Source organism: Aeromonas sp. FDAARGOS 1419, from assembly GCF_019047045.1.
Lineage (GTDB): Bacteria > Pseudomonadota > Gammaproteobacteria > Enterobacterales > Aeromonadaceae > Aeromonas > Aeromonas veronii.
Genome location: NZ_CP077209.1, coordinates 3,479,036 through 3,494,970, shown reverse-complemented (window position 1 = coordinate 3,494,970; position 15,935 = coordinate 3,479,036). Strand labels below are relative to the sequence as shown.

Annotated in this window: 15 protein-coding genes; 10 read left to right on the top strand and 5 right to left on the bottom strand. The window is 58.8% G+C overall.

Annotation, left to right across the window (positions count from 1 at the left end; genetic code table 11):
• Window positions 1-12: 12 nt before the first annotated feature.
• From fhuB to I6L49_RS15825, 5 genes are all read right to left on the bottom strand, one after another.
• Window positions 13-1,995, bottom strand: coding sequence for a Fe(3+)-hydroxamate ABC transporter permease FhuB (gene fhuB / locus I6L49_RS15845; protein WP_216949901.1), 1,983 nt, complete (start codon window positions 1,993-1,995; stop codon window positions 13-15).
• Complete coding sequence (locus tag I6L49_RS15840; protein WP_202004971.1) at window positions 1,992-2,876, bottom strand: ABC transporter substrate-binding protein; 885 nt, start codon at window positions 2,874-2,876, stop codon at window positions 1,992-1,994. The genes fhuB and I6L49_RS15840 overlap by 4 nt, the downstream gene beginning before the upstream one ends.
• A gap of 34 nt (window positions 2,877-2,910) precedes the next feature.
• Window positions 2,911-3,675: an ATP-binding cassette domain-containing protein gene (locus tag I6L49_RS15835; RefSeq protein WP_216949900.1), complete on the bottom strand. Its 765-nt coding sequence runs from the start codon at window positions 3,673-3,675 to the stop codon at window positions 2,911-2,913.
• Between the two features lie 46 nt (window positions 3,676-3,721).
• Window positions 3,722-5,368 carry a multidrug ABC transporter permease/ATP-binding protein gene (locus I6L49_RS15830; RefSeq protein ID WP_216949899.1) on the bottom strand — a complete coding sequence of 549 codons (1,647 nt, stop codon included), beginning with the start codon at window positions 5,366-5,368 and terminating at the stop codon, window positions 3,722-3,724.
• A 79-nt stretch (window positions 5,369-5,447) separates the two neighbouring features.
• On the bottom strand, window positions 5,448-7,544 hold the full coding sequence (locus I6L49_RS15825; RefSeq protein WP_108613099.1) for a TonB-dependent siderophore receptor: 2,097 nt from the start codon (window positions 7,542-7,544) through the stop codon (window positions 5,448-5,450).
• Between the two features lie 396 nt (window positions 7,545-7,940).
• On the opposite strand from I6L49_RS15825, the gene mioC reads away from it, so the two are divergent.
• From mioC to atpH, 10 genes are all read left to right on the top strand, one after another.
• Complete coding sequence (mioC, locus tag I6L49_RS15820) at window positions 7,941-8,390, top strand: FMN-binding protein MioC (protein ID WP_033138545.1); 450 nt, start codon at window positions 7,941-7,943, stop codon at window positions 8,388-8,390.
• 508 nt (window positions 8,391-8,898) lie between these two features.
• Window positions 8,899-10,788 carry a tRNA uridine-5-carboxymethylaminomethyl(34) synthesis enzyme MnmG gene (gene mnmG / locus I6L49_RS15815; RefSeq protein WP_005357220.1) on the top strand — a complete coding sequence of 630 codons (1,890 nt, stop codon included), beginning with the start codon at window positions 8,899-8,901 and terminating at the stop codon, window positions 10,786-10,788.
• Window positions 10,789-10,796: 8 nt separating this feature from the next.
• Window positions 10,797-11,423, top strand: a complete 627-nt coding sequence (gene rsmG / locus I6L49_RS15810; RefSeq protein WP_216949898.1) for a 16S rRNA (guanine(527)-N(7))-methyltransferase RsmG — start codon at window positions 10,797-10,799, stop codon at window positions 11,421-11,423.
• Window positions 11,424-11,449: 26 nt separating this feature from the next.
• Entirely contained in the window at window positions 11,450-12,253 is an 804-nt protein-coding gene (locus I6L49_RS15805) for a ParA family protein (protein WP_005342341.1), read from the top strand.
• Window positions 12,250-13,158 carry a ParB/RepB/Spo0J family partition protein gene (locus I6L49_RS15800; RefSeq protein ID WP_005342343.1) on the top strand — a complete coding sequence of 303 codons (909 nt, stop codon included), beginning with the start codon at window positions 12,250-12,252 and terminating at the stop codon, window positions 13,156-13,158. Before I6L49_RS15805 ends, I6L49_RS15800 begins: the two co-directional genes overlap by 4 nt.
• Before the next feature lie 190 nt (window positions 13,159-13,348).
• Window positions 13,349-13,759 (top strand): ATP synthase subunit I, encoded by a 411-nt coding sequence (locus I6L49_RS15795; RefSeq protein ID WP_019445506.1) that lies wholly within the window; start codon window positions 13,349-13,351, stop codon window positions 13,757-13,759.
• Window positions 13,760-13,767: 8 nt separating this feature from the next.
• On the top strand, window positions 13,768-14,550 hold the full coding sequence (atpB, locus tag I6L49_RS15790; protein ID WP_005339335.1) for a F0F1 ATP synthase subunit A: 783 nt from the start codon (window positions 13,768-13,770) through the stop codon (window positions 14,548-14,550).
• 58 nt (window positions 14,551-14,608) lie between these two features.
• On the top strand, window positions 14,609-14,851 hold the full coding sequence (atpE, locus tag I6L49_RS15785) for a F0F1 ATP synthase subunit C (protein ID WP_005307205.1): 243 nt from the start codon (window positions 14,609-14,611) through the stop codon (window positions 14,849-14,851).
• A 54-nt stretch (window positions 14,852-14,905) separates the two neighbouring features.
• Window positions 14,906-15,376 carry a F0F1 ATP synthase subunit B gene (atpF, locus tag I6L49_RS15780; RefSeq protein WP_127008005.1) on the top strand — a complete coding sequence of 157 codons (471 nt, stop codon included), beginning with the start codon at window positions 14,906-14,908 and terminating at the stop codon, window positions 15,374-15,376.
• Window positions 15,377-15,389: 13 nt separating this feature from the next.
• On the top strand, window positions 15,390-15,923 hold the full coding sequence (gene atpH / locus I6L49_RS15775; protein ID WP_005339341.1) for a F0F1 ATP synthase subunit delta: 534 nt from the start codon (window positions 15,390-15,392) through the stop codon (window positions 15,921-15,923).
• The last annotated feature ends 12 nt before the right edge of the window (window positions 15,924-15,935 follow it).

Sequence of the window (15,935 nt, the reverse complement as noted above, 5' to 3'; positions counted from 1 at the left end):
TTGTCCGCAAACCTAGAGGCGACGCAGGCACCACATGAAGTAAGCGCCCCCTAACAGGGTGGAGACCAGCCCGACCGGCACCTCCTGTGGGAAGAGGATCTGCTGGCCGACCCAGTCAGCCGACACCATCAACAGGGCGCCGGAAGCGGCGGCCCCAAGCAGGTGCCAGCGTGCCCGCACCAACCCCATCAGCTTGGCCATATGTGGCGCCAGCAGACCGACGAATGAGAGCGGCCCGACCACCAGGGTGGCGCTGGCAGTGAGCACGGCCACCAGCAGCAGGATGGCGAGCTGGGCACGGTTGAGGCGAATGCCCAACGCGGTCGCCACCGCACTCCCCATTGGCAGCAGATCGAGCCAGCGGCTGACAAGCAGGCAGGCGGCCAGCATCAACAGCGCCAGCCCCACCAACCCATAAGCCACCGGCAGGGTGACGTAGTAGGTGGAACCGGACATCCAGGAGAGCAGTTGCTGCACCCGCATGTCGCCGTTGGCCAGCGCGATGGCCTGCAGCGGCTCAAACAGTGCCGTGATGGCGATGCCGGAGAGCAGGATCCGCTCCGGCTGGAAGCCGTGCTTGTGGTTGACCACCACCAGCAGCAACAGGCAACCAAAAGCACCTAGCAGGCCACCGGACAGCATCAGCGGCAGGGGCAACGCAGGCAGCAACAGCGCCGTGGCTATCACCCCCATAAAGGTGCCGCCGCTCACCCCCAGCAGATCCGGGCTCGCCATAGGATTGTTGCTGACCCGCTGCAACAGGGTGCCCGCCAGCGCCAGCAGCACGCCAGCCGCCCCCGCAGCCAGAGTGCGCGGCAGCCGCCACTCCAGCTGGGCCTGCCAGCGGAGCCAGCTTGGCCAGCTCCAGCCCGTCATTCCCTGACCAACCAGCAGGGAGGCGACCATGGCCAGCATCAGCCCGACCAGCAACAGGCCGACAAGGCGAGCCGGTGCCGGATGGCGGGCCACCGGCAGAGCGGCGTTTGCCTTCGGCGTACCCGACTTGATGCCAAGGCGCGGGATCAGCCAGAGCAGCAGTGGCGCCCCCAGCATGGCGGTCATTGCGCCGGTGGGGATCAATACCGGCCAGAAGCGGCTCAGACTCTGCAGCAGCAGATCGGTCGCCGCCAGCAGCAGGGCGCCGAGGATCGGTGCCCACAATAGCCGCTGGCCAAGCTGGCGGATCCCGAGCAGCCGCACCATGGCCGGTGCGGCCAACCCGATAAAGCCGATCAGCCCAACCACGCTTACCACGCAAGCGGTGACAAATACCGCCAAGCCAAGCCCCGCCAGTCGCAAGTGTTGGAGGGAGACCCCCAGACTGCGGGCGCTGGCATCATCCAACTCCAGCACCGCCAGCGGGCGTACCAGCACAACGGCCAGCGCAGCGGCTGCCAGCAGGCGGGGAAACAGGTAACTCACCCCGCTCCAGCTGTTCTGCACTAGCGAGCCACTGCCCCACACCAACAAACCTTTCAGCTCCTCCTGAAAGAACAGCAAGAGTCCCATGCTGATGGCCGCCAGATAGAGGTTGATCACCAGCCCGGCAAAGACGATGACCACCGGATTGAGCTGGCGACGCCAGGCCAGGGCAAACACCAGTGCCATCGCGAGGCTGCCACCGGCCATGGCGATCCACTCCCGCCCCAACAGCAACCAGGAGGGGGCAAACAGGGTCACCATCATCAACGCCAGTTGGGCACCGGAGGCCACCCCCAAGGTGGTCGGTGACGCGAGCGGGTTGCGCAGCACCTGCTGCATCAGGGTGCCCGCCAGCCCGAGCGCCGCCCCGGCCAACAGGGTGACAGCCAAGCGGGGCAGCCAGCTGAAATGCACCACTGCTTGGCTGGCGTCATTCAGATTGGGGGCGAAGAGGCTCTGCCACCAGAGCGCAGCGGGCAGCTGGCGAGCCAGCTCCCTATACGCGAGCAAGAGGGTCAATCCCAGCAGGATCGAGACCGGCCGCAGCAGCGGCGATGTGAGCAGTCGCTTCATCGGCTCGCCTCCATACGCTCGGCATCTTGCAACAATGCATCGCTGAGCAGACCGGCGAAACGGCGGGCGGCCAATACGCCACCAAAACTCCAGACCGCAGGCAGATGCAGCACAGGCGCCTGCCGTACCTGCGGCAGATGCTGCCACAGCCCAGGCTCCTGCAGCCGTTCGCTCACCCCGACCGGGATGGGATCGACCACCACCAGCCGCGCGGTTGGCAAGGTCATGAACTGCTCGATACTGACCACCGAGAAACCCCAGTCATTGGTCTGCTCCTGCCAGCCATTACGCAGCCCGAGCCGCGTCATCACCGCATCGAACAGGCTGTGGCGACCAAACACCCGCACATGGCGCTCATCGATAAACTGCACCACCAGCAGGGGCGGCAGATCCGTAGGCAATCCGGCCTGCATGCTGGCGAGATCCCGATCCAGCCCGGCCAGCAGCCGTTCGCCCTCGGCGGTTTTGCCCACTATACGGGCGAGGGTCAGGGTCACCTCGTGCAGTCTCTGCCACAGATCGGTTTGCCCATCATAGAGGGCGATGGTGCTCACCGGTGCAATGCGGGAAAGAGTTGGCGCCAGCGGGGCCGCCAGCGGCGAGATGAGGATGCGATCGGGTTTGAGCTCCGCCAGCAGCTCGCGGTTGGGCTGGGTGCGCAGGCCGATATCTACCACCCCAGCAGGTAGCCGTGGCTCGCCGACCCATGCCTGATAGGGGCCTGCATCCCCCACCGCCAGCGGCGTCACCCCGAGTGCCAGCAGGGTTTCGGCTATGGTCCAATCGACGGTGGCGATACGGGGTAGCGGCGCAGAAGCGATCGGGGATTTGTCGGCCTGCGCCGCAAGTGGCAGCAGCAGGCTAATAAGGCAGGGTGCCATCTTCTTCAATAAACGGTTCAAGAGAGCCCCCCGGTCAGACGATGGCGATGGGATGGGCATGAGCCGGGTGGCGAATGACCTCCATCGGAATGCCATAGATGGCGTGCAGGGTCTCGCTGGTCATGATCCCCTCAGGTTCACCGTGGGTGAGCAGGCGGCCGGAGTGGAGCGCCACCAGCCGATCACAGAAGCGGGAGGCCATATTGATGTCGTGAATGACGATGATGACCCCGAGGTTTAGCTGACGGCTCAACTGCTTGACCAGCGTCAGCACCTCCACCTGATGGGCCACGTCCAGCGCGGCCAGCGGCTCGTCCAGCAGGATGAAGCGGCTCTCCTGGGCCAGCAGCATCGCCAGCCAGACCCGGCCCCGCTCGCCGCCGGAGAGGGTATCCACCAGCCGATCGGCAAAGTATTCGGTATGGGTAAGGGTGATGGCCCGATCGACCTGACGGTGATCCTCCGCCCCCATCCGGCCCAGCAGGCCGCGCCAGGGGTAGCGGCCCATCTCCACCAGCTCCCGCCCGAGCAGATTCTCGGCGCTCGGCAGATGCTGGGGCAGATAGGCCACCTGACGGGCAAACTCCCGGTTGCCCCAGTCGGGTAGCGGCTTGCCATCGAACAGGATCTCGCCGTCGCTGAGGGGTTGCTGGCGTGCCAGCAGCTTGAGCAGGGTCGATTTGCCCGACCCATTGTGGCCGATGAGGCCATAGACCTGTCCCTGCTCGAAACGCAGGTCGGTGGGGTGCAGCAGCGTGCGGTCATTGACCGTGAAGCTGGCTGATTTCATCTCGAACATAAGCAATTCCTGTGCTGGCTTGCCGCCAGTCTCATCGGTGCCGGCATCAAGCTGGGACCTCGCAATCCAGATGGGCGATCGCATCACGGCTCACTTCGGCGCGGCGCGCCCCGGTCAGTTCGGTGAGCTGACCCTGACGCATCTCCAGCAGGCGATCGGCCAGCGGGAAGTAGTGATCGTCGTGGCTGATGGCAATCACCGTCTTGCCCATCTCCTTGAGGCGCGGCAACAGCACCTGATAGAAGATGCGGCGGAACTGGGGATCCTGATCCGCGGCCCACTCATCAAACAGCATCACCTCGCGCTGCTCGGCCAGCGCCAGCAGCAGGGCGACCCGCTTGCGCTGCCCCTGAGAGAGTTCGATATCGGCGATAAAGCCATCCTCGATGGTGAGCTTGCTGCCCATCTGCAACCGCTGCAGCCACTCGGCCACCAGCTCATCCTTGGGTTCCGGCCCCAGCAGGTGCTGGAACAGGTGATAGTCGGTAAAGATGGCGGAGAAGAGCGCCAGATAGCCGTTGCGATCGGTGATCGGCTCACCATCCAGCAGGATCCGGCCCGATACCGGCAGGTAAAGGCCGGTCAGCAGCATGGCCAGGGTCGACTTGCCGGAGCCATTGCCGCCAATGATGAAGATCTGCTCCCCCTTTTTGATGACCAGATCGATGGGGCCAACGGCAAAACCGCCCTCCCCCTGATAGTGAAAGCTCACCTGCTCCAACTCGATACGCTGCCAGGGGCGGATGGCGGGCGGCAGCGGGAAGTCCGCATCCGGCTCGGCCAGATTGAGGGCTGCGATCTTGTCAAACGCCACCTGAGCAGCAAGCAGGGTCGGCAGGGCGCCAATCCCCTGCAACAGCGGGGTGCGCAGGAACAGCAAGGTCAGCGCGAAGGTGGCGGCCACATTGGTGTTGGCCCAGCCAAGGCCGTTGGCCAGAAAGAAGACCAGACCGATGGCCCCCAGCATCATGATATTCGACCAGTTCACCGCGCTCAGGTGATAGGTGTCGGCGCGGATGATCTGCTGGCGGTAGTCACGGGCATTTTGCTCATAGAGCTGGTGGTAAACGAAGTGAGCCCGCTCGCGGTTGAGCGCCAGCTCCTTGCTGCCGGCGATGATAGCCTGATAGTTCTGATAGAGCCGATCTTCAGCCTGACGCATGTGGGAGAGATGGCGATAAACACGGTTCACCAGCAACCAGCCCACCACCATGGTGACGGTGACCCAGAGTGCGGTCACCCCGAGTAATGCAGGAGAGAGCCAGCCAAGATAGAGGGCAGAACCCAGCGTGAGCACCAGCCCCTGCACCAGCTCCGGCAGGCGCACGAAGGCGATGGTGATCTGGCCGATATCGCTGGAGAGGGAGGCCAGCAGCGGCCCCTGACCTATCTGACGAATGCGGGCGACATCGGTATCCAGCAGTTGCTTGAGCAGACGACCGCGCAACCGGTAGACAAAATGGTGACCGAGAGTGGTCAGGGCCAGCTGAGATCCGAGTGTGATCACCAGCAGCAGCACTATCAGGCCGACCAGCTGACCGAGGATCGGCAGCGGATCACCTATAGATTCGATAAGAGACTGATTGATAAAAGCAATGACGCCAATCCCGCTGACGGCACTGAGCAGACTGAGCAGAGTAATGGTGATAAAGGGCCAACGATATTGGCGATAAACCAGAGACAAGAGTTCCATAACGGACCGGTATTCCAGAGAGATCAGAACAACTGCGGGTGAAAAGAAGGGCGGGAATCCGGTTCCCGCCCGACTTCGATTACCAGCGGTAGTTGATGCTGCCCACTACGCTGCGCGGCTCGCCGTAGTAGCAGTAGTAGTCACAACTGGCCACGTAGGTTTCACCCAGCAGGTTGTTGACGTTGAGCTGGGCGCGCCAGTTCTTGGCAAAGTCATACCCGATCATCGCATCCCAGACGGTATGGGCCGGCACCTCGGCAGAGCCGTAGATGGGGGTGTAGTCCGCATTCACGGCGCCAATACCCACGCTGGAACCGATATAACGTACACCGGTACCCAGCTCCAGACCCGAAGCCACCCCTTGCTGCACCTTGTAGTTACCCCAGAAGGAGGCCTGGTGGCGCGGGATCAGGCTGGCACGGCGATCGCCACTGCCGGTGTCGTTGGTTTTGGCATCGGTGTAGGTATAAGCAGCGGTCAGACGCAGCGCATCGGTCACCTGCACGCTCCCTTCCAGCTCAACCCCCTGAGAGGTCACTTCACCCGCCTGGGTCTGCTGGCCGGAACCGGTAGAGACCAGCGAGTTGGTCTGGGCCAGATCGAACAGCGCCAGATTGATGTAACCGTCGAGGAAGGCTGGCGCATACTTCACGCCAGTCTCGTAGAGCTTGCCCTTGAGCGGCTTGTAGGAGTTTCGGGTGTTAGGATCGATCCCCGGCAGCACCTCGAACGACTCGGCATAGGCAAAGTAGGGAGAGAGGCCGTTGTCGGCCAGATACATCAGGCTGCCCGAGAGGGATAACTCGTGATCGTACTGGCGCTCATCCTTGCTGGTATTGGTGTTGTGGGTCTCCACATAGTCAAAACGGCCACCGGCAGTCAGCAACCAGCGATCGTCCCAGCGGATCTGGTGCTGGGCATAGAGACCGCTCTGGCCCTTGCTGCTCTTCTGGTGAGTGGCGGTCGACTCATCAAAACCAGGGAAGCCGCTGTAATCCGGGTTCATGGTATTGATGGTGCCCATACCGTAGTTGTCGGCCTCGACCCCTTCATTGACATGACGCTGCAGATCAACCCCCAGCAACAAGGTCTGCTCGGTGCTGTCGGTGTTCCAGTAGCCCACCATCTGGTTGTCCATGGTGGCACTCTTGGTATTGCCATCGCGGTAAACCAGGCCACGACTGGCGGTTGTGCCTTCATAGGTCGGGAAGATATAGGTCTGGCGCAGCAGCAGATCGTTGTAGTTGAAGCGGACGTTCTGCTTGAACTCCCAGGTCTGGTTGAGCTGGTGGGCCAACTCATAACCGGTGGAGATCTGGGTATTGCGGTTGCGATCGTAATCCGGCTGGCTCAGGTTGGTGGAGGGATCAATCTGGCCACCTGACGTATTCAGAGTGCCATAGACCGGGAAGAAGCCGTTGGTCGGGACCCCTTCGTCGTGCAGGAAACTGGCCAGCAGGGTCAGGCTGGTACGATCCGAAAGATCGAAGGTAACGCTGGGCGCCAGATAAACCCGATCGTTGTAAGTACCGGTAAGCACCCCATCACGCTCTTTATAAAGAGCAACCATGCGGTAGCGGCTGTTGTCGGAGAGCGCGTCAGAGACGTCCACCCCGACCTGACGATGATCCCGGCTGCCAAGCTGCAGATCCACCTGCCCTTGCGGCGTGGCGGTCGGTCGCTTGCTGATGGCATTGATCACCCCGCCAGGAGGAGCCTCACCGTAAAGGATCGAGGCTGGCCCCTTCAGCACTTCCACACTCTCCAGACCAAACGGTTCCGGCGTCCAGACGTAATAGCCGGTGCCAAACAGCCGGTTGCCATCCAGATAAGAGGCGGCATCGAAGCCACGTACCTTGAACCAGTCGGTGTTGTTGTCTGAGCCATAGAGACCGGTCAATACGCCGGAACGGTAGCGAATCGCTTCATCCAGCTGCAACACGGCGTGCTGATCCAGTTCCTCGCGATTAACCACGGAGACGGCGCGAGGGGTCTCGGCCATCGGCACTTCCACCTTCATGGCCGTACCGGTCACCACCATGGTTTCGCTGGCTTTGGGCAGCTCAGCGGTGGTTTGTTCGGCCATCAGCGGCAGGGAGACGAGCAAACCGGAGAGCGAAAGCACGCCGAAGGCGCCCTTCTTGCCGGGTCCTGTAGTGTATTTTTGCGCAATCATATTAAAGTCTCGTTTATCAATGAGTTATGTTGTTTTAATTGTTATTTGTGGTCGTTTTTCACGACATCACCCTGTTCCATGGGCGAATAAAGCAGCGCAATCCTACTACAGGAGCCGTGATCGAATCGATTCAATAATTGCTAATCATTTGCATCTACATTGTTATCTAGCTGCATCGTTGGCGGGATTTCGCGGGAGATGGGAGCCATCAGGAGAGCTATGAGCGGAGAAGAAAATGGAGAAGAATATAAAGAAGCAGAAAAAAGATCGGCAGGATGGATCCGGCGGCATTATCTGACTGGATCCATTATCCCCAAGCTTTATCCATATTTATCCACACCCTTTGGCGGTAGAATCCGGCTTTCCGTTTCTTTGTCTGAAATCAGGATCCATTCCATGGCCAAACTCAATCTCGTCGTCGGCTCCATGCTGGGCGCCGCCGAATATGTCGCAGACCACGTCGCCAACCTGCTGGAACAGGCTGGCCACCAGACCCGGATCCACAACCCGGCCAAGCTGGCAGAGGTGCTGGATGATGCGGGATCCATCCTGCTGGTGGTCACTTCCACCCATGGTGCCGGGGATGTGCCCGACAACCTGCAACCCTTCGCCAAGGATCTTGCCGAGCAGCATCCGGATCTTAATTCATTGAAATATGGCGTGATCGCCCTTGGCGACAGCAGTTATGACACCTTTTGCCAGGGCGGCAAGACGCTGGATCGCCTGCTGGCCGAGTGCGGAGCCAGCCGGATTGGCGAGCGACTCGACATCGATGTGACCCAACACGAGATCCCCGAAGATGCCGCAGAAGTGTGGATCCGCGACTGGATGACGATGATCGCCTGATCAGCGTGCGGGAGATCCTGAAAAAAAGCTTGATCTCCCCACTTATCCCCAGATCGACTATCCACCATGTTATTAACAGATTGATCCGGGGGAGTTGTTCTACAAGGTTACCCACAACGCCCAGGGGTAATGTGCATAACTACGGTGTAAAGCTCTGCAAAACCTATAGTTATCCATGTATTAGATCCAGACCGACAGACCTCTGTGTATAAAAGTCCTTGTTATCCCCTCGTTCACCGGGCCAGGATCCAAGCTTTTCCACAAGCTAGGATCGTCATTAAATTAATGATCTTTATGATCAAAAAGTGCTTATCAACAGAAAGGGCGGATCCTAATAAGAGATCCAGTAAAAGATCGATCTAAAGATCCTTAAGATCTAATTAGTGGATCCTCCCTTCATACTGAACGTTAAGTAGACGTTCCCCTCAGGACGCGAAACAGATAGAATGTTCCGCCCTTTAGCCCAGGCAAATAAAGATCTTCAGGCGTGCAGATCAAGGTGATCCCAATGCAATACCATGAACAATTTGATGTGATCGTCGTCGGTGGCGGTCATGCCGGAACCGAAGCAGCAACAGCGGCAGCCCGTATGGGCATGAACACCCTGTTGTTGACCCACAATATCGATACGCTGGGACACATGTCCTGTAATCCGGCGATCGGCGGGATCGGCAAGGGACACCTGGTCAGGGAAGTTGACGCACTCGGCGGGATCATGGCGCGTGCCATCGATCTTGGCGGGATCCAGTTCCGCACCCTCAACTCCTCCAAGGGCCCGGCTGTGCGAGCCACTCGTGCCCAGGCGGATCGCCTGCTCTACAAGGCCGTCGTTCGCCAGATGCTGGAGAACTACCCGAACCTGAAGATCTTCCAGCAGGCTTGTGACGATCTGATCATGGATGGGGATCGTGTTGCCGGTGTGGTCACCCAGAGCGGGATCCGCATCAGCGGCAAGACTGTGGTGCTGACGGTCGGTACCTTCCTGAATGGTTTGATCCACATCGGGATGGAAAACTACAAGGGTGGTCGTGCCGGGGATCCTCCCTCGATCGCCCTGGCCCAGCGCCTGCGCGAACTGCCGCTGCGTATCGATCGTCTCAAGACGGGCACCCCGCCGCGCATCGATGCCCGCAGTGTCGATTTCTCCGTCATGCAGGAACAGCACGGCGACGATCCGCGTCCGGTCTTCTCGTTTATCGGCAATGCCAGCCAGCATCCCCGTCAGGTGCCCTGCTATGTCACCCACACCAACGAGCGTACCCACGAGGTGATCCGCAATAACCTGGATCGCAGCCCCATGTACGCCGGGGTGATCGAGGGGATCGGCCCGCGCTACTGCCCGTCGATCGAAGACAAGATCACCCGTTTCGCCGACAAGACGGCGCACCAGATCTTCGTCGAGCCGGAAGGCCTGACCACCCACGAACTCTATCCAAACGGGATCTCCACCAGCCTGCCGTTTGACGTGCAGGTGCAGATCGTCCGTTCCGTGCGCGGCTTCGAGAACGCCCACATCACCCGCCCCGGCTATGCCATCGAGTACGATTTCTTCGATCCGCGGGATCTCAAGGCCAACATGGAGAGCAAGTGCATTCCAAACCTGTTCTTCGCCGGCCAGATCAACGGCACGACCGGTTACGAAGAGGCGGCGGCACAAGGCCTGATGGCCGGTCTGAACGCGGCCCTGCGTGCCCAGGACAAGGATCCCTGGAATCCGCGGCGGGATCAGGCCTACATGGGCGTGATGATGGACGATCTCTCCACCCTGGGGACCCGCGAGCCTTACCGCATGTTCACCAGCCGTGCCGAATATCGCCTGCTGCTGCGGGAAGACAACGCTGATATCCGCCTGACCGCCATCGGTCGCGAGCTGGGTCTGGTGGATGACGAGCGCTGGAGCAAATTCAACGCCAAGATGGAACAGGTCGAGCTGGAGCGTCAGCGCATGCGTTCAACCTGGATCCACCCGCAACACCCGTCACTGGAAGCGGTCAACGCCCTGGTCAACACCCCGCTGACCCGCGAACAGAGTCTGGAAGAGCTGCTGCGTCGCCCCGAGGTGACCTACGATGCGCTGATGGCCATTGAAGGGGTTGGCCCTTCCGTGACTGATCCTGCCGCGGCCGAACAGGTTGAGATCCAGATCAAGTACGCCGGTTACATCGAGCGTCAGCACGATGAAGTGGAAAAGCAGCTGCGCAACGAGAACACCTTGCTGCCGCTGGATCTGGACTATCGCGAGGTGAACGGCCTCTCCAACGAGGTGAAAGCCAAGCTGAACGATGCCAAGCCGCAGACCATTGGTCAGGCTTCCCGCATCTCCGGCATCACCCCGGCGGCCATCTCCATCCTGCTGGTTCACCTGAAAAAACACGGCCTGCTGCGTAAAACCGCCTGAGGAATCCCATGTTGGAAAGATTGAACGGCCTGCTCATGCAGGCCGGAATTGTTATCACCGATACCCAAAAGAGCCAACTGGTGCAGTTGGTCGAGTTGCTGCACAAGTGGAACAAGGCTTACAATCTCACCTCGGTGCGAGATCCGGACGCCATGCTGGTCAAGCATATCCTCGATAGCCTGGTGGTAAGCCCCCACTTGCACGGTGAGTGCTTCATCGACGTGGGGACTGGTCCCGGCCTGCCGGGATTGCCGCTGGCGATCATCAATCCGGACAAGCAGTTCGTCCTGCTCGACAGTCTGGGCAAGCGGATCAACTTCATCCGTCAGGTGATCCAGGAGCTGGGTCTGACCAATGTGACGCCGGTCAAATCCCGGGTTGAAGAGTATCAACCTGAGGTGGGGTTTGATGGTGTACTGAGTCGGGCATTTGCCTCGCTGGAGGATATGCTGAGCTGGTGTCACCACCTGCCGTCAGAACAGGGTTGCTTCCTGGCACTCAAGGGACAATATCCCGAGCAGGAGCTGGCCCAGTTGCCTGCCAATATCCGTCTGGTAGCCTGTCATGAGTTGCGGGTGCCGGAGCTGGAAGGTGAACGTCATCTGCTGGAATTCAAACATATCCAGCCCGAATAGGGTCGCAGTTTCATTTAGGGGATCGTGTGGGAAAAGTCATCGCCATAGCCAACCAGAAGGGTGGAGTGGGTAAAACCACCACCTGTGTGAATCTGGCCGCCTCCATGGCTGCCACCCGGCGTAAGGTGCTGGTGATCGATCTGGATCCGCAGGGCAATGCCACCATGGGCAGTGGTGTCGACAAGTATGACGTCGAGCGCACCGCCTATGAGCTGCTGATCGAGGATGCCCCCATCAGCGAAGTGATCATCCCCGAAACCACCGGGGGCTATCACCTGATTGCCGCCAACGCTGACGTGACCGCGGCCGAAATCCGTCTAATGGAATTTTTCGCCCGCGAAATTCGCCTGCGCAATGCGCTGGCCTCGGTGCGGGACAAATACGACTACGTCTTCATCGACTGCCCGCCCTCTCTCAACATGCTGACCGTGAACGCCATGGCCGCTGCCGACTCCGTGCTGGTGCCCATGCAGTGCGAATATTACGCGCTGGAGGGGCTCACCGCCCTGGTCGACACCATCAGCAAGCTGGCCGCCGTGGTCAATCCGGATCTCAAGATCGAAGGGGTGCTGCGCACCATGTTCGATCATCGCAACCGGCTGGCCAATGATGTGTCCGATCAGCTAAAACAGCACTTTGGCGACAAAGTCTACCGCACCATCATTCCCCGCAACGTTAGACTGGCTGAGGCCCCGAGTTTCGGTGCCCCGGCCATGCACTATGACAAATCATCGGTGGGCGCCAAGGCCTACCTGGCACTGGCTGGCGAGATCCTGCGCCGCCAGGAGCAGGAACGTCAGGCGACCATCGCAGACCGAGAGAGCATATGACTCCGAAAAAACGTGGACTGGGCAAGGGGTTGGATGCCCTGCTCAGTACCAGCACGGCTGCCCGCCAGAAACAGGTGATGAGCGATCAACGTACTGAAGAGGCCATGGCCCCCACCAATCAGGGCGAGCTGCGCAAGCTGCCGGTGGAGTGGTTGCAGTCCGGCAAGTACCAGCCCCGCAAGGACATGTCCCAGGATGCACTGGAAGAGCTTGCCAACTCTATCCGCGCTCAGGGGGTGATCCAGCCCATCGTGGTACGCCCTCTCGGCGAACAATCCTTCGAAATCATCGCCGGTGAACGGCGCTGGCGCGCGTCCCAGCTGGCGCGGCTTGAGGTGGTGCCCTGCATCGTCAAGGATGTACCCGACGAGGCTGCCGTCGCCATCGCGCTGATTGAGAATATTCAGCGGGAAGACCTCAATGCCATCGAAGAGGCGGTCGCTCTACAAAGACTGCTGACCGAATTCGAACTCACCCACCAGCAGGTGGCCGAGGCGGTGGGCAAGTCCCGCACCACGGTGACCAACCTGCTGCGTCTCAACCAGCTCAACGACGACGTGAAGCGTTTCGTCGAGCATGGCGACCTCGACATGGGCCATGCCCGTGCCCTGCTGGCTCTGAGCGGCCAGGCCCAGTCCGAACTGGCCAAGCTGGTTGCCCAGAAAGGGCTGACCGTGCGCGATACCGAGAAGCTGGTGCAAAAAGCGCTCGAACCGGCAAAAGCCAGGGTCGAACCGGCCCGTGATCCGCAGATCGGCTACCTGGAGCGCCAACTGGCAGAAAAAATTGGCAATCAGGTGCAACTTCAGCCTGGCAAGCGGGATAGCGGGAAGTTAGTAATAAGTTACGAGAATTTGTCCGATTTGGACCGTATATTGGGCTATTTTGGCGTGTCGGAATCGTGATTTTTACGCTTTTTGTAGTAATAAAACATCCATTCCTTTTGATATGACCATAACCCTGATTTGCCGCGGAAAGCCGCAAAAATTAAGGATTTTTGTCATATTGCAATAGCTGCCCTCAAGGGTATAATTTGACCGGCTTTAAGAGCTGTTAACATGGGGTCTTCGGATCCCGATTTTTTACAGTTCTGTAATGTTCAGGGGTAGGTTGGTGAAGCAGAAAATAGCCTTGGAAGGTTTGACACTGGCCTTGGTTATGCTCGTTTGTCAGCTCATCCTGATCCTGGCGATGAGTGCCGTCTGGTTTTACCTGACTGGTGCCAGCGCCGGTTATTCCGCCCTCTACGGAGGGGGGATGTACTGGGTTCCTCAAGCCTTGTTTACTGTCTGGGTGCTGCGCCGCAAGGTGACAACCGAGAGTGTGGGCCTGGTTTTGCGGGACTTTTATGGTGGGGCAGGGATTAAGCTCATTTCTACAACAGGTCTATTCGCCCTGATGTTTGGTGCGGGAGTCGAGGTCGTTACCGTCTCGTTTTTCGCCACTTATATCCTCGCCCTCGTTGTACAGTGGATGGTTTCATTCACGCTTAACAACCACTATTAGGAAAACTCATGTCTGCAACCGGAGAAGTCCTGACTCCTCAGGGATATATCTCCCACCACCTGACCCACCTTCAAGTCGGGTCCGGGTTCTGGACGGTCAATATCGACTCAATGGTATTTTCCGTCGTGCTAGGCGCCCTGTTTATCCTGCTGTTCCGCAAAGTAGCCGTTAACGCTACCAGCGGGGTGCCGGGTAAGCTGCAGTGCTTTGTGGAGATGCTGGTCGAGTTTGTGAATGGTAACGTCAAAGACATCTTTCACGGTCGCAACAAGGTCATCGCACCTTTGGGGCTGACGGTGTTTGTGTGGATCTTCCTGATGAACTTCATGGATCTGATCCCCGTTGACTTTATCCCTCACGCTGCACAATTGATGGGTATTCCCTATCTGCGTGTGGTTCCCTCTGCTGACGTTAACATCACCATGTCCATGGCTTTGGGCGTGTTCTTCTTGATCCTGTATTACAGCATCAAGGTCAAGGGTATCGGCGGGTTTGTGAAGGAGCTGACGCTTCAGCCTTTCAACCACCCGGCGGCCATCCCGGTTAACCTCATCCTGGAAACTGTTACGCTGATTTCCAAACCTGTTTCTCTGGGTCTTCGACTGTTCGGCAACATGTATGCTGGCGAACTGATCTTTATCCTGATTGCTGGTTTGTTACCCTGGTGGTCACAGTGGATCCTGTCCGTGCCTTGGGCAATTTTCCACATCCTGATCATCACTTTGCAGGCATTCATTTTCATGGTTCTGACCATCGTCTATCTGTCGATGGCGCAGGAAGACCATGGTTGATGCAACTCAAATAATCCTTTTTATACAATCAATTACATCTAAATAACTGGAGATCCTCATGGAAAACTTGAACATGGACCTGCTGTACATCGCTGCTGCAATGATGATGGGTCTGGCTGCTATCGGCGCTTCCATCGGTATCGGTATCCTGGGTGGCAAGTTCCTGGAAGGTGCTGCTCGTCAACCGGATCTGATCCCTGTTCTGCGTACCCAGTTCTTCATCGTAATGGGTCTGGTGGATGCGATCCCGATGATCGCCGTTGGTCTGGGTCTGTACGTGATGTTTGCGGTTGCTGGCTAAGTCGTTACGACTCTCCAGGCATAACCCATTAACTAACTTAAGAGGACATCGGCTGTGAATATCAATGCCACCCTCCTCGGCCAAGCAATTGCTTTTTTCTTCTTCGTAGTGTTTTGCATGAAGTACGTATGGCCGCCGCTGATGGCAGCCATCGAAGCCCGTCAGAAAGCTATTGCTGACGGCCTCTCTTCTGCCGAACGTGCCAAGAAAGATCTGGATTTGGCCAAGGCCAACGCCACCGATCAGCTGAAAGAAGCCAAGCTGCAGGCTGCTGAAATCATTGAGCAGGCTAACAAACGTAAAGCCCAGATCATTGATGAAGCTGCCGCTGGTGCCCAGTCTGAGCGGGAAAAAATCCTGGCTCAGGGCCGTGCCGAGATCGAAGCTGAACGTCATCGTGCCAAAGAAGAACTGCGTAAGCAGGTTGCTGCTCTTGCCATTGCTGGTGCAGAGAAGATCCTGGCGCGTCAAATCGACCAGGCTGCCAACAGCGACATCGTCGACAAACTGGTAGCAGAACTGTAACGGGAACGGGGCTATGTCTGAACTGACTACAATCGCTCGCCCCTACGCCAAGGCTGCTTTCGAGTTTGCCGTTGAGCACAAGGCGGTTGACCAGTGGCTGGGTATGCTCGGTTTCGCTGCGCAAGTAGTGGAAAACGAGACCATGCACAACCTGGTAAACGGCTCTGTGGCCGCCGAAGAGCTGGCAACGCTGTTTGTCGGTGTCTGCGGTGAGCAACTCGACGTGCATGGCCAGAACCTGATCCGGGTGATGGCCGAGAATGGTCGCTTGGGTGTGCTGCCGGCGGTCGTTGCTGAATTTGTAGCGTTCAAAGCTGAACTGGATAAAGAGGTTCAGGCTGACGTGATTTCGGCGATCGAACTGACCGACCAGCAGAAAGCCAATATTCAGGCTTCTCTGGAACAACGTCTCGCGCGCAAAGTGAAGCTGAATTGCAGCATCGATGCGTCCTTGATGGCCGGGGTGCTCATCAAGGCCGGTGATCTGGTAATCGACGGCACAGTCCGCGGTAAGCTGGATCGCATGGCTGACGCGCTGCAATCTTGATTGGGGTATTAG